Below are 19372 nucleotides of genomic sequence, written 5' to 3'. Positions count from 1 at the left end.
GATTATGCCAAATGCACACCCTGACCTGTGGCAGCGCTACCAGGCCACCAAAGCGGCCAGTACCGCGAAATATGCCCGCGATATCGCCGCGGAAATGGGGATCAGCGAAGCCGAGCTGACCGCCGCCCGCCTCGGCCACGATGCCGTGCGCCTGAGCGATGACGCCCGGGCGCTGATTGCCGCCCTGGAGCGCGTCGGCGAAACCAAATGCTTCTGCCGCAACGAGTATGCCGTGCATGAGCAGGTGGGCCAGTTCACGCACCAGCACCTCAGCGGCCACGCCGGGCTGGTGCTGAACCCGCGCGCGCTCGATCTGCGCCTGTTCCTCAGCCAGTGGGCCAGCGCCTTCCATCTGAACGATAATGGTCGTCAGAGCATCCAGTTTTTCGACCACCATGGCGACGCCCTGCTGAAAGTCTATGCGACCACGCAGACCGACATGGCGGCCTGGGACACCCTGATCGCGGAACATCGGGTGGCGGTGCCGGCACCGCTGGCCTTGCGCCCGCTGGAGCCGGTGAAATATGCCGATACCGCCGACGGTGCCGCGCTGGAGAACGACTGGCGCGCGATGACCGACGTTCACCAGTTCTTCGGTCTGCTGCGTAAATATCAGCTTTCCCGCCAGCAGGCCTTCCGTCTGGTGAGCGACGACCTCGCCTGCCGCGTGGATCGCCATGCGCTGCCGTCGCTGCTGGAGACGGTGCGCCAGGAGGGCAATGAAATCATGATCTTCGTCGGCAATCGCGGCTGCGTGCAGATCTTCACCGGCGCCCTGGAAAAGCTGGCCCCCATGCGCGGCTGGCTAAATATCTTCAATACCACTTTTACCCTGCATCTGCGCGAAGAGAGCCTCGATGAAGTGTGGGTGACCCGCAAGCCGACCTCGGACGGACACGTCACCAGCGTCGAACTGTTCGCCAAAGACGGCACCCAGATTGCCCAGCTCTATGGCCAGCGCAGCGAGGGCCACCCCGAGCAGGCGCAATGGCGCCAGCAGGTAGATCGCCTGACTCGTGAAGGGCTGCCCGCATGATGCGCTGGTTACTGCTCTTCATCGCTTTCCCGCTGCTGAGCCACGCCGCCGTTGAGCGGCTCGTCACCCTCGGCGGAGATGTCACTGAGATCGTCTATGCCCTTGACGCAGAACAGAGCCTGGTGGCGCGGGACAGCACCAGCAGCTGGCCCCCGGCGGCGCAAAAGCTGCCGGACGTCGGCTACCTGCGGCAGCTGAACGCCGAGGGGATCCTCGCGTTACGCCCGCAGCTGGTATTAGCGAGCGCCCAGGCGCAGCCCTCGCTGGTCTTACACAAAGTACAGGCGAGCGGGGTGAAGGTGGTTAACGTGCCGGGCGGCGAAAGTCTGTCCGCGATCGATAACAAAGTGGCTGTCATTGCCGAAGCGTTAGGCAAAACGGCGGCAGGCAACGCGCTGCGCCAGCAGCTTCAGCAGCAGATCGCCGCCATTCCAACGCAGCCGGTTGCTAAGCGGGTGCTGTTTATTCTCAGCCACGGCGGAATGAATACCCTGGTGGCCGGACAGCACACCGCGGCCGATGGCGCCATTCGCGCCGCCGGGCTGCAGAACGCGATGCAGGGCTTCGACCACTATCGCGCCATGTCGCAGGAAGGGGTCGCCGCCAGCCAGGCGGATCTGGTGGTGATCTCCGCCGATGGTCTCAAAGGGATGGGCGGCGAAGCTGGGCTGTGGAAACTGCCCGGTCTGGCACAGACCCCGGCGGGGCGTCATAAACAGCTGCTGACGATCGACGATATGGCCCTGCTGGGCTTCGGGCCGCGCACACCGCAGGCGATAATCGCGCTGCGAAACAAAGCGGAGCAGTTGCCCTGATGCGCCCTGCCCTCGCCCGCCGTTTGCTGTTGATGACGCTGCTGCTGGTCTTCCTGACGCTGTTTGCCACCACCCTCGGCGCCATGCGCTTGCCGCTGGTCAACTTGCTGCCTTCCGGGGATGAGATGCTGCGCCACATCTGGCTGAGTATCCGTCTGCCGCGGGTGCTGCTGGCCCTGCTGGTGGGCGCGGCGCTGGCCCTCTCCGGTTGCGTGATGCAGGGGCTGTTTCGCAACCCGCTTGCCGACCCGGGCCTGCTGGGCATCAGCAGCGGCGCCGCGCTGGCGGTGGCCAGCTGGCTGGTGCTTCCGTTCTCCACTACGGGGCTGATCGCCCTGTACATGCCGATGCTGGCGGCGTTTATTGGCAGCCTGGCGGTGATGGTGGTGATTTTCATCCTCAGCCGGGCGGAGGAGGGTTCGCTGTCGCGCCTGCTGCTGGTGGGGATCGCCATCAACGCGCTGTGCGGCGCGCTGGTCGGCGTCCTGTCCTGGCTGAGCAATGACGCCCAGCTGCGCCAGCTGTCGCTGTGGGGCATGGGCAGTCTGGGCCAGGCCGAATGGCCGACGCTGCTGGTGGCCGCGACCTTGATTATCCCGGCGGCGCTGGCGGTGTGGTGGATGGCGTCCCGCCTCAATCTGCTGCAGCTTGGCGATGAAGAGGCACACTATCTCGGGGTCAACGTGCAGGCGCTACAGCGCTGGCTGCTGCTGTGCAGCGCAGTGCTGGTGGCCGCCGCGGTGGCCATCAGCGGAGTCATCGGCTTTATCGGCCTGGTGGTACCGCACCTGATGCGCCTGTGGCTGGGGCCGGACCATCGCGGACTGATCCCCGGCTCGCTGTTGGCCGGCGCGATCCTGCTTCTGCTGGCCGACACCCTGGCTCGCACCGTGGCGGCGCCGGCGGAGATACCGGTCGGTCTGCTCACCAGCCTGCTGGGCGCCCCCTGGTTTCTGTGGCTGGTCTTTCGTCGGGAGAACTCCAGACATGGTTAATGAATACTGCGCCCAGGGGCTGGCGCTTCGCCTCGGCCAGCGGCAGATCATCGACAACGTCTCCGTCGCGCTGCGCGGCGGCGAGATGACGGCGCTTATCGGGCCGAACGGCGCCGGGAAATCCACTCTGCTGCGGCTGTTGACCGGCTATCTGACCCCTGACAGCGGCACCCGCCGCCTTGCAGGCAAGCCGCTGGAGGCATGGTCCCCCGAGGCGCTGTCGCGCCGGCGGGCGGTCATGCTGCAGCGAACGGCCCTGCAGGCCGACTGGACGGTGGAAACGGTCATTGCCATGGGACGCTCACCGTGGGGCGCGACGGCGGATCCGGCGGTGCTGGCGGCGGTGATGGCCGTCACCGGCTGCGATGGCCTTGCCGGTCGCCGCTATCCCGGCCTCTCCGGTGGCGAGCAGCAGCGGGTGCAGCTGGCCCGCTGTCTGGCGCAGCTGTGGCGCGACGGCGCGCCGCAGGGCTGGCTGTTTCTCGATGAGCCCACCTCGGCGCTGGATCTTTACTATCAGCAGCACCTGCTGCGTTTGCTCAAACGGCTCACCGCCGGCGGGCAACTGCACGTCTGCGTAGTGCTGCATGACCTTAACCTCGCCGCCCTGTGGGCCGACCGCATCCTGCTGCTCCACCAGGGACATCTGGTCGCCCAGGGCACGCCGCAGGAGGTGATCCAGCAGCCGGTTATCCATCGCTGGTACGGGGCGGATGTCCGCCTCGGCCATCATCCGGACAACGCGGCCCCCCAGGTTTATCTGGCGCCATAATCCCCGCGCGGCGCAACTGGAATCCGGATCGCGCCGCGCTTACGCTTTCGGGCAATAATTGCCTGCATTATATTATTGAGGGTCATTTATATTTAAAATCTATATCAATGGTGTTATAACCCAATAGAATATTTACGACAGCTATTTTTAAATATAAATCATCATTACAGAGAAGATATTTCCCCCATCAATCCAAAAACGACACATTGATTATTTACTGCGCTTAATCAACTCGATACACTGTTTTTCTTACTAATGACAATAGAGGGAAGAAGAAGCATGGCTATTCCGGGTAATATGTGGATATACGACGACGGTGGGGCACTAATCAAAGGTGGTTGTGATGTGTTATCGCCCGTTATGTTCCGTGGTTAGGTTGGATAGGACTTGTAAACTCAATTTATCAAGCTTCAAGGAAAACTCACGAAAATACAAACCAATAGCTCGCCCCAAAGACCGTATACAATGGACATCCTTTTAATGAAAAGCATTCAAGATCAAGTTTTAGACTTGTTTAAAGATGAGATCTCAACCCGTTTAGATAAAAATTGGAAAGAAATCCCATTGGAACTTGATTATGACTTATTTGATGCTCCCGGCGACGATCTGCATGACGCTTTAAATAAATTTGAACAAAAATTTAATGTTGATCTTTCCAGTGTTAAATGGTCGTGTTATTTCCCTTGGGAGAATACGCCAATGCTAACTCGGTGGTTTAAAGTAAAACGGGAAGATGTAGAAAAAACGCGTAAACCTTTAACCATCAAAATGTTTGCCGAATCAGCAAAAGCAGGTAAATGGCTTTACGACTAGCAACCACAAGCCGTTGTCGTAACGAGGTCTGCGGCCAGAAGGCAGAACAACATCGACGGCGAACGTAATGCATGAAGATGATCGCGTGGCGGTGATTCAATCACTGTGACGGTACCCCGCCCCCTCTGCAACTGGAATCCGGATCGCGCCGCGTGCTTTCGTCGGTTTCCCTCACCTGCCCATCTCCGTTATCATGTCTCATCCATGTGATAACGACGACAACAACAAAATCGCAGCCATTTCAAATCAGGGATCTGGATAACACCCCATGAGCACAATTGACAATCTCGACGCCCACACGCCGATGATGCAGCAGTATCTCAAGCTGAAGGCGCAACATCCTGACATTCTACTGTTTTACCGGATGGGGGATTTTTACGAGCTGTTTTATGACGATGCGAAACGCGCGTCACAGCTGCTCGATATCTCACTGACCAAACGCGGCGCCTCCGCGGGCGAACCCATCCCGATGGCCGGCATCCCCCACCACGCCGTGGAGAACTACCTCGCCAAACTGGTCAATCAGGGCGAGTCGGTGGCCATTTGCGAGCAGATTGGCGACCCGGCCACCACCAAGGGACCGGTCGAGCGTAAAGTGGTGCGTATCGTCACCCCGGGCACCATCAGCGATGAAGCGCTGCTACAGGAGCGTCAGGACAACCTGCTGGCCGCTATCTGGCAGGACAGCAAAGGCTTTGGCTACGCGACGCTGGATATCAGCTCCGGGCGCTTTCGCCTGAGTGAACCGGCCGACCGTGAAACCATGGCGGCAGAGCTGCAGCGTACTAATCCGGCGGAACTGCTATATGCGGAAGATTTTGCCGAATCGTCGCTGATCGAGGGCCGCCGCGGTCTGCGCCGTCGCCCACTGTGGGAATTTGAAATCGACACCGCGCGCCAGCAGCTAAACCTGCAGTTCGGCACCCGCGATCTGGTCGGCTTCGGCGTGGAAAATGCCCCGCGCGGCCTGTGCGCCGCCGGCTGCCTGCTGCAGTATGTCAAAGACACTCAGCGTACCTCGCTGCCGCATATTCGCTCCATCACCATGGAACGCCAGCAGGACAGCATCATTATGGATGCCGCCACCCGCCGTAACCTCGAGATTACCCAAAATCTCGCCGGCGGCACCGACAACACCCTGGCCTCGGTACTCGACTGTACGGTGACGCCGATGGGCAGCCGGATGCTCAAGCGCTGGCTGCATATGCCGGTCCGCGATACCGCCGTGCTGGTTGAACGCCAGCAAACCATCGGCGCGCTACAGGAGCGCTATACCGAGCTGCAGCCGGTACTGCGCCAGGTCGGCGATCTGGAACGTATTCTGGCGCGTCTGGCGCTGCGTACCGCCCGTCCACGCGATCTGGCCCGCATGCGCCATGCCCTGCAGCAGTTGCCGCTGCTGCGCGAGCTGCTGGCCGACGTTGACCGTCAGCCGGTGCAAAAATTGCGTGAGAAAATGGGCGAGTTCACCGAACTGCGCGAACTGCTGGAGCGCGCGGTGATCGACGCGCCGCCGGTGTTGGTCCGCGACGGCGGGGTTATCGCCCCAGGCTACAGCGAAGAGCTGGACGAGTGGCGGGCGCTGGCCGATGGCGCCACCGATTATCTCGATAAGCTGGAGATCCGCGAGCGCGAGCGGCTGGGCCTCGATACCCTGAAAGTCGGCTACAACGCCGTCCACGGCTACTACATCCAGATCAGCCGTGGCCAGAGCCACCTCGCGCCGATCCACTACGTGCGCCGCCAGACGCTGAAAAACGCCGAACGCTACATTATTCCTGAGCTGAAGGAATACGAAGATAAGGTGCTGACCTCCAAGGGCAAAGCGCTGGCGCTGGAAAAACAGCTTTATGACGAGCTGTTCGACCTGCTGCTGCCGCATCTCGCCGACCTGCAAACCAGCGCCAGCGCGCTGGCCGAGCTGGACGTGCTGGTCAACCTGGCGGAACGTGCGGAAACTCTGAACTACTGCTGCCCGACCTTTAGCGATAAGCCAGGTATTCGCATCAGCGAAGGCCGCCATCCGGTGGTCGAGCAGGTGCTGAAAGAGCCGTTTATCGCCAACCCGCTGCAGCTGGCGCCGCAGCGGCGGATGCTGATCATCACCGGGCCGAACATGGGCGGTAAAAGTACCTATATGCGCCAGACCGCGCTGATTGCGCTGCTGGCCTATATCGGCAGCTACGTCCCGGCGCAGAAGGTCGAGATCGGACCCATCGATCGCATCTTTACCCGCGTCGGCGCGGCGGATGACCTGGCCAGTGGCCGCTCGACCTTTATGGTGGAGATGACTGAAACCGCCAATATTCTGCACAACGCCACCGAACACAGCCTGGTGCTGATGGATGAGATTGGCCGCGGCACGTCCACCTACGACGGGCTATCGCTGGCATGGGCCTGTGCGGAAAGTCTGGCCAACAAAATCAAGGCGCTGACGCTGTTCGCCACCCACTACTTCGAGCTCACTCAGCTGCCGGAGAAAATGGAAGGCGTCGCCAACGTTCACCTCGACGCGCTGGAGCACGGTGATACCATCGCCTTTATGCACAGCGTGCAGGACGGCGCGGCCAGCAAGAGCTATGGCCTGGCGGTCGCCGCGCTGGCCGGGGTGCCGAAAGAGGTGATCAAGCGCGCGCGGCAGAAACTGCGCGAGCTGGAGAGCATCTCGCCCAACGCGGCGGCGACCCAGGTCGACGGCACGCAGATGTCGCTGCTCGCCGCCCCGGAAGAGACCTCGCCTGCGGTTGAGGCGCTGGAGAATCTTGATCCGGACTCTCTGACCCCGCGTCAGGCGCTGGAGTGGATCTACCGTCTGAAAAGCCTGGTTTAGCAACCCATTAAGGTGAAAAACGGCAGCGCCGCTCAGCGCTGCCGTTTTAGCAAACCAAAAATGGGTGCAAGAGGATGCGTCCTGACAACCCATACGCGGGGTTGCCCCCGCGCGGATGCTACTTCTTCGATTCGTAAGCGAGAACAGCTTTAAACTCAATATTACGCTCTTTAATACTCAGCTCGCATAGTGAGCTGTGAACCAACAGCGTAAATCCCAGTACCGTAATACAGAGTACGATGATTGCCACAAGGGCATATTTTGCCTCCCTGCAAAGAAGAGACTAACATCTGAATTGTCTATGTTCATTCGCTAGCCTCAGTTGATAGAAATATCTCCTGGGGCTTTCGTCTGTCTGGGGTCCTGGTAATGCTCAAGGCCAGACAGCCTCAAGCACCCGCCACTATTCTATACTCGTCAGGACGTGAAATTTATCTGCAAGGAATTAATCAGACGGATTTTATAATAATCTGGAAGCAGGCTCGCAAAGTTATCCCAGTATATTAACCCTTCACGTAATTTTTTAATTTAATGAAAAAATAGCTTCTATAATTGTACTAAATATAAAAAAGGCCCGACTTAGCGGGCCCCTTTCATTAACGCTTATCTTCCGGCAATAGCGGCGGTACGTGTGGCACCTGCGGTGCCTCATCAATATCTTTCTGCGTCATCCGGAACGCTTCCGGATAGTGCTCGCGGCTGGTGCGGCGCAGCGGCTCGGTATTTCGCCAGGTATAAAGACAGTGCTGGCACTGATACACGGTCCAGACCCCTTTCACCGGCGACGTCGCCATCACTTCAATCTTTTCATCGGCGCAACGTGGACAAATCATCTTTTTCTCCTTATTTACGGTTGGCCAGCATAGCGGTCAGTTTTTCAGCCCAGGCTTTGGTTTCCGGCAGATCCTGCACCGGCTGGCTGTAGTGGCCGCGAAGGTCCGGCGCAACCGGGGTGGTGGCGTCGATAATCAGTTTGTCGGTGATGCCCGCCGGGCTGGAGCCTGGGTCAAGTTCAAGGACCGACATGTTCGGCAACTGCACCAGGTCACCCGCCGGGTTAACCTTCGAGGAGAGCGCCCACATCACCTGCGGCAGGTTGAACGGGTCAACGTCTTCATCAACCATGATCACCATCTTCACATAGCCGAGGCCGTGCGGAGTGGTCATCGCCCGCAGGCCCACCGCGCGGGCAAAACCGCCATAGCGTTTTTTGGTGGATATGATCGCCAGCAGACCATGGGTGTACATGGCGTTGACCGCCTGTACTTCCGGGAACTCGGCCTTCAGTTGCTGATACAGCGGCACGCAGGTCGCCGGCCCCATCAGATAGTCAATTTCGGTCCACGGCATACCGAGATAGAGCGATTCAAAAATCGGTTTGCTGCGATACGAGACTTTGTCGATACGCACTACCGTCATGTTACGACCGCCGGAGTAGTGGCCGGTAAACTCACCGAACGGCCCCTCGATCTCACGCTTACGCCCTTCAATGACCCCTTCGAGGATCACTTCCGAACCCCAGGGTACATCAAAGCCGGTCAGCGGCGCGGTGGCGATGGGATACGGGCTCTCGCGCAGCGCGCCAGCCATTTCATATTCTGACTGATCGTATTTCAGCGGCGTGGCGCCCATCAGGGTAATAATCGGGTCGTTACCGAGGGTGATGGCAATCGGCAGATCTTCCCCACGCTCTTCCGCTTTATGCAGATGCAGCGCGATATCATGCATCGGCACCGGCTGCAGGCCGAGCTTGCGCTTGCCTTTCACTTCCATGCGGTAGATACCGACGTTTTGCTTACCGAAGTTGTCAGGATCAAGCGGGTCGCGTGATACGACACAGGCTTTGTCGAGGTAGAAACCGCCGTCACCATCGTTGAGGCGGAACAGCGGCAGAATATCGAACAGGTTGATATCGTCGCCATCAACGGTGTTTTCCGCCCACGCCGGGTTGGCGCGGCGCTCTGGCGTCACCGGGAATTTATCCCAGCGGCGAATGAATTCATCAATCTGCTTTTTCACCGGCGTGTTAGGCGGCAGGCCCAGCGAGATGGCATGGTTCTGCCACGAGCCGATGGTGTTCATCGTCACGCGGGCGTCAGTAAAGCCACGAATATTATCGAACCACAGTGCCGGGGCGCCGTCGCCGATGCGTCCGGTCGCATTGGCGGCCGCCGCCAGATCGGGCTCGGCGTTTACCTCTTCACTGATTTTCAGCAGTTGTCCCTGGTCATCCAGCGCCTGCAAAAAGCTGCGCAAATCATCAAAAGCCATTATTCGATCTCCTGTGCAAATTGTTCTGCCGTGCGCAAGCCGTTCCAGCGACGCGCTTTGTGATAGTCGAGGCCAAACTGATCCAGCACCCGGGTGACGATATGATTGGTGATATCGTCAACCGTCTCCGGGTGGTTGTAGTAAGCTGGCATCGGCGGCACCATCGCCACGCCCATGCGCGACAGCGCCAGCATGTTCTCCAGATGGATCGTGCTGAGCGGCATTTCCCGCGGGACCAGCACCAGCTTGCGCCCCTCTTTGAGCACCACGTCCGCCGCGCGGCCCACCAGCCCTTCGGCATAGCCCGCGCGGATGCCTGCCAGCGTTTTCATACTGCAGGGAATAACGATCATGCCGTCGGTACGAAATGAACCTGATGAAATGGTGGCGGCCTGGTCAGCCGGGCTGTGGGAAAAGTCCGCCAGCGCGGCCACTTCGCGCGCTGTCCAGGGCGTTTCCAGCTCGATGGTGGTTTTGGCCCATTTCGACATCACCAGGTGGGTTTCCACCTCCGGCATATCACGTAGCGCCTGCAGCAATGCCACCCCAAGCGGAGCCCCGGTGGCCCCCGTCATCCCAATAATCAGTTTCATTCCAGACCTCACTCAACTTGTTCGTACACGAACTTTATATTTAAATTACCCTCTCCGGACTGCGATGACAAGATCGTTCGCATACGTGCGCATTTTTAATCAAAAACGCAGAAAGGGTATAAAATGGCGTACGAACGGCTATCATAGAGGTGACAGTTTTGTTACGGAGTATTCATGGAGTTACGAAACGAAGCATTTCACCTGCTGCGCCAGCTTTTTCAACAACATACCGCCCGCTGGCAGCAAGCGTTACCGGATCTGACTAAACCTCAGTACGCGGTGATGCGCTCGGTAGCGGAGCAGCCGGGTATCGAGCAGGTCGTGCTGATTGAAGCGGCGGTCAGTACCAAGGCCACGCTGGCGGAGATGCTCAGCCGGATGGAGGCACGCGGCCTGGTGCGCCGGGAACACGATCCCGCTGATAAACGCCGCCGTTTTGTCTATCTGACCGAACAAGGCGAGGCGTTGCTTAACCGTTCGATTCCGCAGGGCAATGAGATCGATGACGAGTTTCTCGGCCGCCTGAGCGATGACGAACGCGAACAGTTCTCCCGGCTGGTGCGCAAAATGATGGCGCCCTGAGCGGTCAATTAAACGACCTTCTCACGCAGGAAATCGATAAACGCCCGCACCCGGGTCGGCATGTGCTGCGCATCGGGATAAAGGGCATACACTCCTTGCTGTGGGAAATGGTATTCCGACAGGAGCGGCACCAGCTCCCGCTGCGCCACTTTTTCGGCTACCAGCCATGCCGGCAGCAAGGCGATACCGCACCCGGCCAGGGCAAAGCTCATCAGCGCCGTAGCGCTGTCGGCTGAAAAGCGCGGCGCGCTGGCGATGGCGAAATCCACCTCTGTCTGTTGATCCGTTCGCAGCTGCCAGCGCAGCGGCGCCGACAGACGCTCATGAATAATCCAGTCGGCTTGCGCCAGATCGGACAGCGTCTGCACCGGATGGCTTGCCAGCCAGGCCGGAGAGGCGACGGGCAGGATCGCGAAACTGGCTATCCGCGTCGCCCGATAGCGGGAATCGGCCAGCGTACCGAGGCGTATCGCCACATCAAATCGTTCTGAAATGAGGTCCGCATGATGGGAGGACGAAACGTGGCGCACCCGCAGCGCCGGGTGACGACGGGCAAACGCGGCCAGCGCCGGAATGATAACCTGCGCGCCATACTCCGGCGTGGTGGTGATCCGCAGCTCTCCACTTAATCCAGTATGGCTGGCCCGCACCTCATCCTGCAGATTTTCCGCCGCTTTCAGCAGCGCCACCCCACGCTGATAGAACAACGTCCCGGCGTCGGTGAGGCGCAGACGACGCGTTGAACGCAGCAGCAGGGTCACCCCCAGTTCATTTTCCAGTTGCCGCACGTTAAAGCTGACCACCGCCTTGGTCTGCCCCAGCACCGCAGCGGCCAGGGTGAAGCTGCCGGCATCCACCACGGCGATAAACATGGTCACACGCTGAAGATTAAGCATTGTCGTCCGGATGATTGTCAAAAATATTCAGACAGTATATCCCGATTCACCCCGTTTATCCCCCGCAGAACCGGGTTTACAGTAGCCGCCTGTCTGAGGGAGTGAACCATGACCTATCGCCACCGCGTTGCCACCGTTTTTCTGTTCGGCTTTTTTCTCGATTTAATCAATATGTTTATCGCCAGCATCGCCTTCCCGGCCATCAGCCACGCGCTGACGGTTTCCGTCTCTCAGCTGGCGTGGGTCAGCAATGCTTATATTCTCGGTCTGACGGTCGTCGTACCGTTCAGTGCCTGGCTTAGTCAGCGCTGGGGGGCGAAACGACTGTTTTTACTCTCGCTGGGGCTGTTCAGCCTCGGCGCGCTGGCGGCTGGGCTTGCCAGTAGTCTCGGCGAGCTGATTTTCTGGCGGACGCTGCAGGGGATGGGCGGCGGGCTGTTAATCCCCCTTGGCCAGGCATTGACGTGGCCGCTGTTTCAGCCGCATGAGCGGGCGAAACTGTCGGCGGCGGTGATGCTGGTCGGCCTGCTGGCGCCAGCCTGCTCGCCGGCGATCGGCGGCCTGTTAGTCCAGGCCTTCAGCTGGCGCTGGGTCTTTTTCGCCAGCCTGCCTGTGGCTCTGCTAACCTTTGTGCTGGCGGTGCGATGGCTGAACGACAGCCCCGGCCCGGTTCGCCCAACTCGCTTTCTTCCGCTGTCGTTGCTGGCCGATCCCCTGCTGCGCTTCGCGATGCTGATCTACCTCTGCGTACCGGGGATGTTTATTGGCGTCAACGTGGTCGGGATGTTCTACCTGCAACGCGTCACCGGGATGGCGCCGGGGGCCATCGGTGCCCTGATGGTGCCCTGGTCGCTGGCCTCGTTCGCCGCCATCACTTTTACCGGCAGGTATTTCAACCGCTTCGGGCCACGACCGCTGGTGATGGTTGGCTGCTTGCTACAGGCGGCGGGGATCCTGCTGCTGCTGAAGATCGATGCGCACAGCCCGCTGGCGCTGTTGATTCTGGCCTTTACGCTGATGGGCGGAGGAGGCAGCTTATGCAGCAGCACCGCGCAAAGCAGCGCCTTCCTGCATACGTCTGCCGAAGAGATGCCTGACGCCAGCGCGCTGTGGAATCTGAACCGCCAGCTCAGCTTCTTTGCCGGCAGCGCGCTGCTCGCCGTGCTGCTGAGGGGATTTCCGCCGGCCTACGCCTGGCAAATCGTGTTTATTAGCGCCGCCGCCATCACCCTGTTGCCGCTGCTGTTTTGCCTGCGGCTGAATAATCGGGCGATTATCCATCGCCTGCACACCACTCTGGAGAAGTCATGAACCCTTATCTGCAGGAAGTCCTCGACGCCCATGTCCTTATCGAACGCTGGTTAAGCCAGGGGGAAGGAAGCGCTGAGGCAATGATGACACGTTTTGCCGCCGAATTCACCATGATCCCTCCGGGCGGCGAGAAGATGGACTACCCGGCGGTGAGCCGTTTTTTCCACCATGCGGGCGCAACCCGTCCGGGATTACACATCGTGGTGGATCAGGCGAAAATCATTAGCGAGTGGCACGACGGCGCCGCAGTGCTATACCGTGAAAGCCAAACGCTGGCGGATGGCAGTGAGAACGTACGCTGGTCGACGGCGATTTTTCAGCAAGCGGAAGGAAAAATGATCTGGCGTCATCTGCAGGAAACCCGCCTCGGCTAGCGCAAAGAAAAAGGCCCCGACTGTCGAGGGGGCCTTTTTGAGAGAAAAGATCTTATTCGCGGAAGAGCGCTTCGATATTCAGCCCCTGCCCCTGCAGAATTTCCCGCAGACGACGCAGACCTTCCACCTGGATCTGCCGCACACGCTCGCGGGTGAGGCCAATTTCACGGCCCACATCTTCCAGCGTGGCTGCTTCATAACCCAGCAGACCGAAACGACGCGCCAGAACTTCACGCTGCTTGGCGTTCAGCTCGAACAGCCATTTGACGATGCTTTGCTTCATATCATCGTCCTGCGTGGTGTCTTCCGGGCCGTTCTCTTTCTCATCGGCCAGAATATCCAGCAGCGCTTTTTCTGAATCGCCACCCAGCGGAGTATCCACGGAGGTGATGCGCTCGTTCAGACGCAGCATACGGCTGACGTCATCGACCGGTTTGTCCAGCTGTTCGGCTATCTCTTCCGCACTTGGCTCGTGGTCCAGCTTATGGGACAACTCGCGCGCGGTACGCAGATAGACGTTCAGCTCTTTAACAATATGGATCGGCAAACGGATCGTACGGGTTTGGTTCATGATCGCCCGTTCAATGGTCTGGCGGATCCACCAGGTCGCATAGGTCGAAAAACGGAACCCACGTTCCGGGTCAAACTTCTCAACGGCGCGGATCAGGCCGAGGTTACCTTCTTCAATCAGATCCAGCAGCGCCAGACCACGATTGCTGTAACGACGGGCAATCTTCACCACCAGACGCAGGTTGCTTTCAATCATGCGACGGCGTGAAGCGACATCACCACGCAGTGCGCGACGCGCGAAATAGACTTCCTCTTCCGCGGTCAGCAGTGGGGAATAACCAATCTCTCCAAGATAAAGCTGAGTGGCGTCAAGTACGCGTTGTGTTGCGCCTTGCGACAGTAGCTCTTCCTCAGCCAGATCGCTATCACTGGGTTCCTCTTCTACTAAGGCCTTCTCGTCGAAAACCTCAATTCCGTTCTCATCAAATTCCGCGTCTTCATTTAAATCATGAACTTTCAGCGTATTCTGACTCATAAAGGTGGCTCCTACCCGTGATCCCTGAGCAAAGCACCTTCCACGGCACATCAACAAACGACGCCTGGACGATTTCCCCTGCCCTCTCTGCGAGAGTGGCGTAGACACCGCCCTGGCGCCTGTTAGCTGATGCTTCGCTTATCCGTACTTTGCCAAATTATCGCTGCGGTAAGTACTGCAGCGGGTTGACGGATTTCCCCTTGTAACGAATTTCAAAATGTAATCTTGTTGAGCTGGTTCCGGTGCTACCCATGGTAGCGATTTTCTGCCCCGCTTTGACTTCCTGTTGCTCCCGAACCAGCATGGTATCGTTATGAGCGTAGGCACTCAGGTAATCATCGTTGTGTTTGATGATAATAAGATTACCGTAGCCGCGCAGTGCGTTACCGGCATAGACGACACGCCCATCGGCGGTCGCGACAATAGCCTGTCCCTTACTGCCTGCAATGTCGATACCTTTATTGCCGCCTTCCGCGCCGCTAAAGTTCTCGATAACCTTGCCATCAGTCGGCCAGCGCCATGATGAGATCGGCGAACTGGTTGACGTACTGCTTGCAGTCGGCTGGGTTGTGCTCACCGTTGTTGGTGCCGTCACCGGCGCGACAACCGTTGTGGTCGTGGTCGCTGGTTTATTATTAGGCAACATCTTGGTAGCACTCTGTTCACCTGAAGATTCAGAATACGTAATAGTCGGTTGTGAAGCAACCACCGCGGTCGATTTTTGTGCAGAAGTTGTGGTGGCTGTCGCACCGCCGCTCGCCCTTGCGCTGGCCTGAGAAACGGCGTTTTCACCGGTGATCGGCTGGCCTGAGGCGTTGCCGACCTGCAGCACCTGACCCACGTTCAGGGCGTACGGGGCCGCGACATTGTTGCGTTGCGCCAGGTCGCGGAAATCGTTGCCGGTGACCCACGCGATATAGAACAGCGTGTCTCCCCGTCTTACCGTATAGGTACTGCCGCCGGTATAGCTACCTTTCGGAATATCGCCATATTTGCGGTTGTAAACGATCTTACCGTTCACCGTCTGCACCGGCTCCTGCGCCATCGGCGTCGGCTGCGGCTGAATGGTTTGGGTCTGTACCGGCTGGATCGGCTGGATCGGCTGCGCCTGAGGAGCAGACTTGACGCCGGAGGATGGCGGCGTAATCAGCATGCCGGAGTTGGTGCTGGAAGAGGCGGCACCGCCGGCAGAGCTAACCGGCGCTGGCGGATTATTGGTGTTGGTACACCCGGCCAGCCAGAGTGAAACCAGTGAAAGAGCCGCAATACGGCTGACGGTAAATTTGGTGCTTCCCGCGCTCATTTATCCCCCAGGAATATGTTAACTGCCAATATCTTGCTTACCGGGCGGCGCCCGGCCAGGACACTGAAAAATGTGTCCACCCTACGCCTAAAGTCAGGCAAAAAAAACCTGGAATAATCCGGGTCTCAGGCCAGCTCCCCCTTCACCAGGGGAACAAAGCGAACGGCCTCGACGGTATCAATGATAAATTCGTTGCCCCGGCGACGGATCCGTTTGAGAAACTGATGCTCTTCGCCAACCGGCAGCACCAGCACGCCATCGTCATCCAGCTGCGCCAGCAGCGCGGTTGGAATCTCCGGCGGCGCCGCCGTCACAATAATGGCATCAAACGGCGCCCGTGCCTGCCAACCTTGCCACCCATCGCCATGACGGGTTGAAACATTATGTAAATCAAGTTGTTTCAGGCGACGACGCGCCTGCCACTGTAAACTCTTAATCCGCTCCACCGAGCAAACGTGATGCACCAGGTGCGCCAGGATGGCCGTCTGGTAGCCGGAACCAGTGCCGATCTCCAGCACGCGCGACTCCGGCGTCAGCGTCAGCAGCTCGGTCATCCGCGCCACCATGTAAGGCTGGGAGATGGTCTGCCCCTGGCCAATCGGCAGCGCGGTGTTTTCCCACGCTTTATGTTCAAAGGCTTCATCAACAAATTTTTCGCGCGGGACAAGCGCGATCGCCTCGAGGACACGCTCATCGACGATGCCCTGCGTGCGCAGTTGATTCAACAAACTTTCAACACGTTTACTTACCATTGCCCGTCAACCCCGACACGTTCCAGCCAATCGCTGACTACCTCATGCGCCTGATAGGCGGTTAAATCGACGTGCAATGGCGTCACGGAAACATAGCCTTCATCCACTGCCGCAAAATCGGTGCCCGGCCCGGCATCGCGCTTATCGCCCGGCGGGCCAATCCAGTACAGGGTGTTGCCGCGCGGATCTTTTTGCGGGATCACCTGGTCGGCCGGATGGCGGTTGCCGCAGCGGGTCACGCGAATGCCCTTGATTTGATCAAGCGGGAGATCCGGCACGTTGATGTTAAGGATCCGCCCGGTACGCAGCGGCTCGCGGCTTAAGGCGCGCAGAATGGTGCAGGTTACCGCCGCGGCGGTATCGTAATGCTGATAGCCGTTCAGCGACACGGCCAGCGCGGGGAACCCCAGATGGCGGCCTTCCATCGCTGCGGCCACGGTGCCGGAATAGATGACGTCATCGCCCAGGTTGGGACCCGCGTTAATGCCGGAAACGACGATGTCCGGACGTGGGCGCATCAGCGCGTTCACGCCGAGATAGACGCAGTCGGTCGGGGTGCCCATCTGGACGGCGATGTCGCCATTTTCAAAGGTAAACGTACGCAGGGATGATTCCAGCGTCAGCGAATTCGAGGCTCCGCTGCGGTTACGATCGGGTGCAACAACCTGGACCTCGGCAAACTCCCTTAAGGCCTTTGCCAGGGTCTGTATCCCCGGCGCATGGATCCCGTCATCGTTACTCAGCAATATTCGCATAGTCACCCGTTGTATTGATAAGCTCCCTGACCACGCTGGTGGCGAAGCTGCCCGCCGGCAGCCAGAAACGCAGTTCAACGGTTACGTCATCCCACCAGTTCCAGCTAAGCTGCTGCGGATAGAGGAGCATCGCCCGGCGCGCCGCCTCAACTTTCTCCCGCACCAACAGCGCCTGCAGCGACGTTTCTTCGGCGATGGCGGCCTGCTCGGCGGCCAGAGCGTCGCGCTGGCTTCCCCAGTCGCCGCTGCCCGGCAGCGCAGCCGTGATCATCAGTTCGCGGTTGTTCACCCGCGCCTGCGAAACCTCGAGTTCTTCCGGTGTGACGACAAACCAGCTCCCACGCCCCGCTAATTGTAGCGCATCGCCATCAACAACCTGATTAAATTCCGTTTTTTTTAATCTAATACTGACTTGCTGATTAAACAACGCACTGCGGGCCGCCGACAACCAAAAACTGCGCTTATTGCGATCGCGCACCGGCGCGTCGCTTTCCGCCCAGCGCAACGCGCCCTGCAGATTACTGCCGCCAATGCCAAAGCGCTGCGCGCCGAAATAGTTCGGTACGCCCCGTTCAGCGATGGCCTGCAGACGCGTCTCCACGTCCTGTCGATCGCTAATCTCGCGCAGGATCACGGTAAACTGGTTGCCTTTCAGCGCGCCTAAACGCAGCTTACGCTTATGGCGGGCATATTCCAGTACCTGGCAGCCCTCGAGCTGAAATTTGCTCAGGTCCGGCATCTCTTTGCCGGGCACCCGCGCGCACAGCCACTGCTCGGTGACGGCGTGCTTATCCTTTTGCCCGGCGAAGCTCACTTCACGGGCGTGGATCTTGAGGAATTTCGCCAGCGCGTCGGCGACAAAGCGCGTATTGCAGCCGTTTTTCAGGATCCGCACCAGCACATGTTCGCCTTCGCCGTCCGGCGCAAAGCCCAGATCCTCCACTACCAGAAAATCTTCCGGATTGGCTTTCAGCAGCCCGCTGCTCTGCGGCTTGCCGTGCAGCCAGGTCAGTTGGTCAAAGGCGATCATTTTTCGGCCTTACGCAGCAGCGCGACCGCTTCGCAGGCGATCCCTTCCCCGCGGCCGGTGAAGCCCAGCTTCTCGGTGGTGGTCGCTTTCACGTTGACGTCGTCCATATGGCAGCCGAGATCTTCAGCGATAAAGACGCGCATCTGCGGAATATGCAGCAGCATCTTCGGCGCCTGGGCGATAATGGTGACGTCGACGTTGCCGAGCGCATAGCCTTTGGCCTGAATACGACGCCACGCTTCGCGCAGCAGTTCGCGGCTATCGGCGCCTTTAAACGCCGGATCGGTATCGGGGAACAGTTTGCCGATATCGCCGAGCGCCGCGGCACCCAGCAGCGCGTCGGTCAGCGCATGCAGCGCGACGTCGCCGTCGGAGTGGGCCAGCAGCCCTTTTTCATAAGGAATGCGTACCCCGCCAATAATGATTGGGCCTTCACCGCCAAAAGCGTGTACGTCAAAACCATGTCCAATTCGCATTAAGCTTTCTCCTGGTGTCGGGAACGGGTGAGGTAAAATTCAGCCAGCGCCAGGTCTTCCGGGCGCGTCACTTTAATATTATCCGCGCGACCGGCGACCAGCTGCGGATGGAAGCCGCAGTACTCCAGCGCCGAGGCTTCATCGGTGATGGTCGCCCCCTCGTTCAGCGCCCGGGTGAGGCAATCCACCAGCAGCTCGCGAGGGAAAAATTGCGGGGTCAGCGCATGCCACAGGTCATTGCGATCGACGGTATGGGCGATAGCGGTTTTGCCCGGTTCGGCGCGCTTCATGGTGTCACGAACCGGCGCCGCGAGGATCCCCCCGACACGGCTGGTTTCGCTGAGCGCCAGCAGGCGGCTGAGGTCGTCCTGATGCAGGCAGGGGCGCGCGGCGTCATGCACCAGCACCCACTGCGCCTCCGGCAACGCCTTCAGGCCCGCGAGCACGGAATCGGCGCGCTCGGCGCCGCCATCCACGACGGTAATTTGCGGGTGCTGCGCCAGCGGTAGCTGGCTGAAGCGCCGATCGCCGGGGCTGACGGCAATTACCACGCGCTGGACGCGCGCATCCGCCAGCAGCGCAGCGACCGCATGTTCGAGAATCGTTTTGTTACCGATTGAGAGATATTGTTTCGGGCATTCCGTTTGCATGCGGCGGCCAAAACCGGCTGCCGGCACCACGGCGCAAACGCCCGGAAAAGTGGCTGCCATGTTGTTATCCTGG

The 19372-nt window shown here is 59.5% G+C and carries 21 protein-coding genes and 2 pseudogenes; 11 read left to right on the top strand and 12 right to left on the bottom strand.

Translation table 11 applies throughout. The features are described 5' to 3' along the window. The first annotated feature begins 4 nt into the window (after positions 1-4). The 8 genes and pseudogenes from CWM58_RS09445 (at position 5) to mutS (ending at position 7261) form a co-directional block, all read left to right on the top strand. Positions 5-1036, top strand: coding sequence for a hemin-degrading factor (locus tag CWM58_RS09445; RefSeq protein ID WP_100680805.1), 1032 nt, complete (start codon positions 5-7; stop codon positions 1034-1036). Beyond that, on the top strand, positions 1033-1851 hold the full coding sequence (locus CWM58_RS09440) for a heme/hemin ABC transporter substrate-binding protein (protein ID WP_100680804.1): 819 nt from the start codon (positions 1033-1035) through the stop codon (positions 1849-1851). The genes CWM58_RS09445 and CWM58_RS09440 overlap by 4 nt, the downstream gene beginning before the upstream one ends. Continuing rightward, a complete protein-coding gene (locus tag CWM58_RS09435) occupies positions 1851-2846 on the top strand; it encodes a FecCD family ABC transporter permease (protein WP_100680803.1) in 996 nt (331 codons plus the stop codon). Before CWM58_RS09440 ends, CWM58_RS09435 begins: the two co-directional genes overlap by 1 nt. Continuing rightward, the gene (locus CWM58_RS09430; RefSeq protein ID WP_100680802.1) at positions 2839-3618 is read left to right on the top strand and encodes a heme ABC transporter ATP-binding protein; all 780 of its coding nucleotides are present in this window, start codon (positions 2839-2841) and stop codon (positions 3616-3618) included. The genes CWM58_RS09435 and CWM58_RS09430 overlap by 8 nt, the downstream gene beginning before the upstream one ends. A 279-nt stretch (positions 3619-3897) precedes the next feature. Continuing rightward, positions 3898-3966 (top strand): annotated as a pseudogene (locus CWM58_RS09425) (type VI secretion system tube protein Hcp); the annotation flags it as partial. Beyond that, positions 3966-4099 (top strand): annotated as a pseudogene (locus CWM58_RS29250) (STM2901 family protein); the annotation flags it as partial. The pseudogenes CWM58_RS09425 and CWM58_RS29250, both read left to right, overlap by 1 nt. Continuing rightward, complete coding sequence (locus CWM58_RS09420) at positions 4084-4431, top strand: DUF1493 family protein (protein WP_008806210.1); 348 nt, start codon at positions 4084-4086, stop codon at positions 4429-4431. The pseudogene CWM58_RS29250 and the gene CWM58_RS09420, both read left to right, overlap by 16 nt. Positions 4432-4699: 268 nt before the next feature. Beyond that, positions 4700-7261: a DNA mismatch repair protein MutS gene (gene mutS, locus CWM58_RS09415; RefSeq protein ID WP_040968832.1), complete on the top strand. Its 2562-nt coding sequence runs from the start codon at positions 4700-4702 to the stop codon at positions 7259-7261. 118 nt (positions 7262-7379) lie between these two features. On the opposite strand, the gene CWM58_RS09410 is transcribed toward mutS, so the two are convergent. The 4 genes from CWM58_RS09410 to CWM58_RS09395 form a co-directional block, all read right to left on the bottom strand. Further along, a complete protein-coding gene (locus CWM58_RS09410) occupies positions 7380-7511 on the bottom strand; it encodes a Hok/Gef family protein (protein ID WP_009485527.1) in 132 nt (43 codons plus the stop codon). Between the two features lie 346 nt (positions 7512-7857). Continuing rightward, positions 7858-8094, bottom strand: a complete 237-nt coding sequence (locus CWM58_RS09405; protein ID WP_061153527.1) for a non-oxidative hydroxyarylic acid decarboxylases subunit D — start codon at positions 8092-8094, stop codon at positions 7858-7860. A 10-nt stretch (positions 8095-8104) separates the two neighbouring features. Next, on the bottom strand, positions 8105-9532 hold the full coding sequence (locus CWM58_RS09400) for a non-oxidative hydroxyarylic acid decarboxylases subunit C (RefSeq protein ID WP_100631349.1): 1428 nt from the start codon (positions 9530-9532) through the stop codon (positions 8105-8107). After that, positions 9532-10125 carry a non-oxidative hydroxyarylic acid decarboxylases subunit B gene (locus CWM58_RS09395; protein ID WP_002915099.1) on the bottom strand — a complete coding sequence of 198 codons (594 nt, stop codon included), beginning with the start codon at positions 10123-10125 and terminating at the stop codon, positions 9532-9534. Before CWM58_RS09395 ends, CWM58_RS09400 begins: the two co-directional genes overlap by 1 nt. A 174-nt stretch (positions 10126-10299) precedes the next feature. Here CWM58_RS09395 and CWM58_RS09390 point away from each other — a divergent pair, with 174 nt between their 5' ends. Next, positions 10300-10707: a MarR family winged helix-turn-helix transcriptional regulator gene (locus CWM58_RS09390; protein WP_061153525.1), complete on the top strand. Its 408-nt coding sequence runs from the start codon at positions 10300-10302 to the stop codon at positions 10705-10707. Positions 10708-10715: 8 nt separating this feature from the next. On the opposite strand, the gene CWM58_RS09385 is transcribed toward CWM58_RS09390, so the two are convergent. Then, positions 10716-11603: a LysR family transcriptional regulator gene (locus CWM58_RS09385; RefSeq protein ID WP_100680801.1), complete on the bottom strand. Its 888-nt coding sequence runs from the start codon at positions 11601-11603 to the stop codon at positions 10716-10718. Positions 11604-11711: 108 nt separating this feature from the next. On the opposite strand from CWM58_RS09385, the gene CWM58_RS09380 reads away from it, so the two are divergent. Together CWM58_RS09380 and CWM58_RS09375 are read left to right on the top strand one after the other, a co-directional pair. Continuing rightward, positions 11712-12914: an MFS transporter gene (locus CWM58_RS09380; RefSeq protein ID WP_100680800.1), complete on the top strand. Its 1203-nt coding sequence runs from the start codon at positions 11712-11714 to the stop codon at positions 12912-12914. Further along, a complete protein-coding gene (locus CWM58_RS09375) occupies positions 12911-13288 on the top strand; it encodes a DUF4440 domain-containing protein (RefSeq protein WP_100680799.1) in 378 nt (125 codons plus the stop codon). The genes CWM58_RS09380 and CWM58_RS09375 overlap by 4 nt, the downstream gene beginning before the upstream one ends. 52 nt (positions 13289-13340) lie before the next feature. Here CWM58_RS09375 and rpoS read toward each other — a convergent pair whose 3' ends face one another. From rpoS to ispD, 7 genes are all read right to left on the bottom strand, one after another. Next, the gene (rpoS, locus tag CWM58_RS09370) at positions 13341-14333 is read right to left on the bottom strand and encodes an RNA polymerase sigma factor RpoS (protein ID WP_002915106.1); all 993 of its coding nucleotides are present in this window, start codon (positions 14331-14333) and stop codon (positions 13341-13343) included. Between the two features lie 157 nt (positions 14334-14490). Further along, a complete protein-coding gene (gene nlpD / locus CWM58_RS09365) occupies positions 14491-15636 on the bottom strand; it encodes a murein hydrolase activator NlpD (RefSeq protein ID WP_100680798.1) in 1146 nt (381 codons plus the stop codon). A 125-nt stretch (positions 15637-15761) separates the two neighbouring features. Next, complete coding sequence (locus CWM58_RS09360) at positions 15762-16388, bottom strand: protein-L-isoaspartate(D-aspartate) O-methyltransferase (RefSeq protein WP_002915108.1); 627 nt, start codon at positions 16386-16388, stop codon at positions 15762-15764. After that, positions 16382-17143: a 5'/3'-nucleotidase SurE gene (gene surE, locus CWM58_RS09355; protein ID WP_100680797.1), complete on the bottom strand. Its 762-nt coding sequence runs from the start codon at positions 17141-17143 to the stop codon at positions 16382-16384. Before surE ends, CWM58_RS09360 begins: the two co-directional genes overlap by 7 nt. After that, the gene (truD, locus tag CWM58_RS09350; RefSeq protein ID WP_100680796.1) at positions 17124-18173 is read right to left on the bottom strand and encodes a tRNA pseudouridine(13) synthase TruD; all 1050 of its coding nucleotides are present in this window, start codon (positions 18171-18173) and stop codon (positions 17124-17126) included. Before truD ends, surE begins: the two co-directional genes overlap by 20 nt. Further along, positions 18170-18649: a 2-C-methyl-D-erythritol 2,4-cyclodiphosphate synthase gene (gene ispF, locus CWM58_RS09345; protein WP_100680795.1), complete on the bottom strand. Its 480-nt coding sequence runs from the start codon at positions 18647-18649 to the stop codon at positions 18170-18172. The genes truD and ispF overlap by 4 nt, the downstream gene beginning before the upstream one ends. Then, a complete protein-coding gene (gene ispD / locus CWM58_RS09340; protein ID WP_074387742.1) occupies positions 18649-19359 on the bottom strand; it encodes a 2-C-methyl-D-erythritol 4-phosphate cytidylyltransferase in 711 nt (236 codons plus the stop codon). The genes ispF and ispD overlap by 1 nt, the downstream gene beginning before the upstream one ends. Positions 19360-19372: the final 13 nt, after the last annotated feature.

The sequence above is a fragment of the Klebsiella sp. H-Nf2 genome (assembly GCF_002806645.1).
GTDB classification, from domain to species: domain Bacteria; phylum Pseudomonadota; class Gammaproteobacteria; order Enterobacterales; family Enterobacteriaceae; genus Klebsiella; species Klebsiella variicola.
The sequence above is the reverse complement of the archived record's forward strand: the minus strand, read 5'-3'. Positions and strand labels throughout refer to the sequence as shown.

Excerpts from the sequence above, each read along its gene's own strand:
- ispF (WP_100680795.1), bottom strand. The coding sequence starts at position 18,649 with ATGCGAATTGGACATGGTTTTGACGTACACGCTTTTGGCGGTGAAGGC.
- CWM58_RS09390 (WP_061153525.1), top strand. The coding sequence starts at position 10,300 with ATGGAGTTACGAAACGAAGCATTTCACCTGCTGCGCCAGCTTTTTCAA.
- CWM58_RS09420 (WP_008806210.1), top strand. The coding sequence starts at position 4,084 with ATGGACATCCTTTTAATGAAAAGCATTCAAGATCAAGTTTTAGACTTG.
- CWM58_RS09385 (WP_100680801.1), bottom strand. The coding sequence starts at position 11,603 with ATGCTTAATCTTCAGCGTGTGACCATGTTTATCGCCGTGGTGGATGCC.
- CWM58_RS09430 (WP_100680802.1), top strand. The coding sequence starts at position 2,839 with ATGGTTAATGAATACTGCGCCCAGGGGCTGGCGCTTCGCCTCGGCCAG.
- mutS (WP_040968832.1), top strand. The coding sequence starts at position 4,700 with ATGAGCACAATTGACAATCTCGACGCCCACACGCCGATGATGCAGCAG.
- CWM58_RS09395 (WP_002915099.1), bottom strand. The coding sequence starts at position 10,125 with ATGAAACTGATTATTGGGATGACGGGGGCCACCGGGGCTCCGCTTGGG.
- ispD (WP_074387742.1), bottom strand. The coding sequence starts at position 19,359 with ATGGCAGCCACTTTTCCGGGCGTTTGCGCCGTGGTGCCGGCAGCCGGT.
- CWM58_RS09445 (WP_100680805.1), top strand. The coding sequence starts at position 5 with ATGCCAAATGCACACCCTGACCTGTGGCAGCGCTACCAGGCCACCAAA.
- rpoS (WP_002915106.1), bottom strand. The coding sequence starts at position 14,333 with ATGAGTCAGAATACGCTGAAAGTTCATGATTTAAATGAAGACGCGGAA.
- nlpD (WP_100680798.1), bottom strand. The coding sequence starts at position 15,636 with ATGAGCGCGGGAAGCACCAAATTTACCGTCAGCCGTATTGCGGCTCTT.
- CWM58_RS09405 (WP_061153527.1), bottom strand. The coding sequence starts at position 8,094 with ATGATTTGTCCACGTTGCGCCGATGAAAAGATTGAAGTGATGGCGACG.
- CWM58_RS09435 (WP_100680803.1), top strand. The coding sequence starts at position 1,851 with ATGCGCCCTGCCCTCGCCCGCCGTTTGCTGTTGATGACGCTGCTGCTG.
- surE (WP_100680797.1), bottom strand. The coding sequence starts at position 17,143 with ATGCGAATATTGCTGAGTAACGATGACGGGATCCATGCGCCGGGGATA.
- CWM58_RS09400 (WP_100631349.1), bottom strand. The coding sequence starts at position 9,532 with ATGGCTTTTGATGATTTGCGCAGCTTTTTGCAGGCGCTGGATGACCAG.
- CWM58_RS09360 (WP_002915108.1), bottom strand. The coding sequence starts at position 16,388 with ATGGTAAGTAAACGTGTTGAAAGTTTGTTGAATCAACTGCGCACGCAG.
- CWM58_RS09380 (WP_100680800.1), top strand. The coding sequence starts at position 11,712 with ATGACCTATCGCCACCGCGTTGCCACCGTTTTTCTGTTCGGCTTTTTT.
- CWM58_RS09375 (WP_100680799.1), top strand. The coding sequence starts at position 12,911 with ATGAACCCTTATCTGCAGGAAGTCCTCGACGCCCATGTCCTTATCGAA.
- CWM58_RS09440 (WP_100680804.1), top strand. The coding sequence starts at position 1,033 with ATGATGCGCTGGTTACTGCTCTTCATCGCTTTCCCGCTGCTGAGCCAC.
- truD (WP_100680796.1), bottom strand. The coding sequence starts at position 18,173 with ATGATCGCCTTTGACCAACTGACCTGGCTGCACGGCAAGCCGCAGAGC.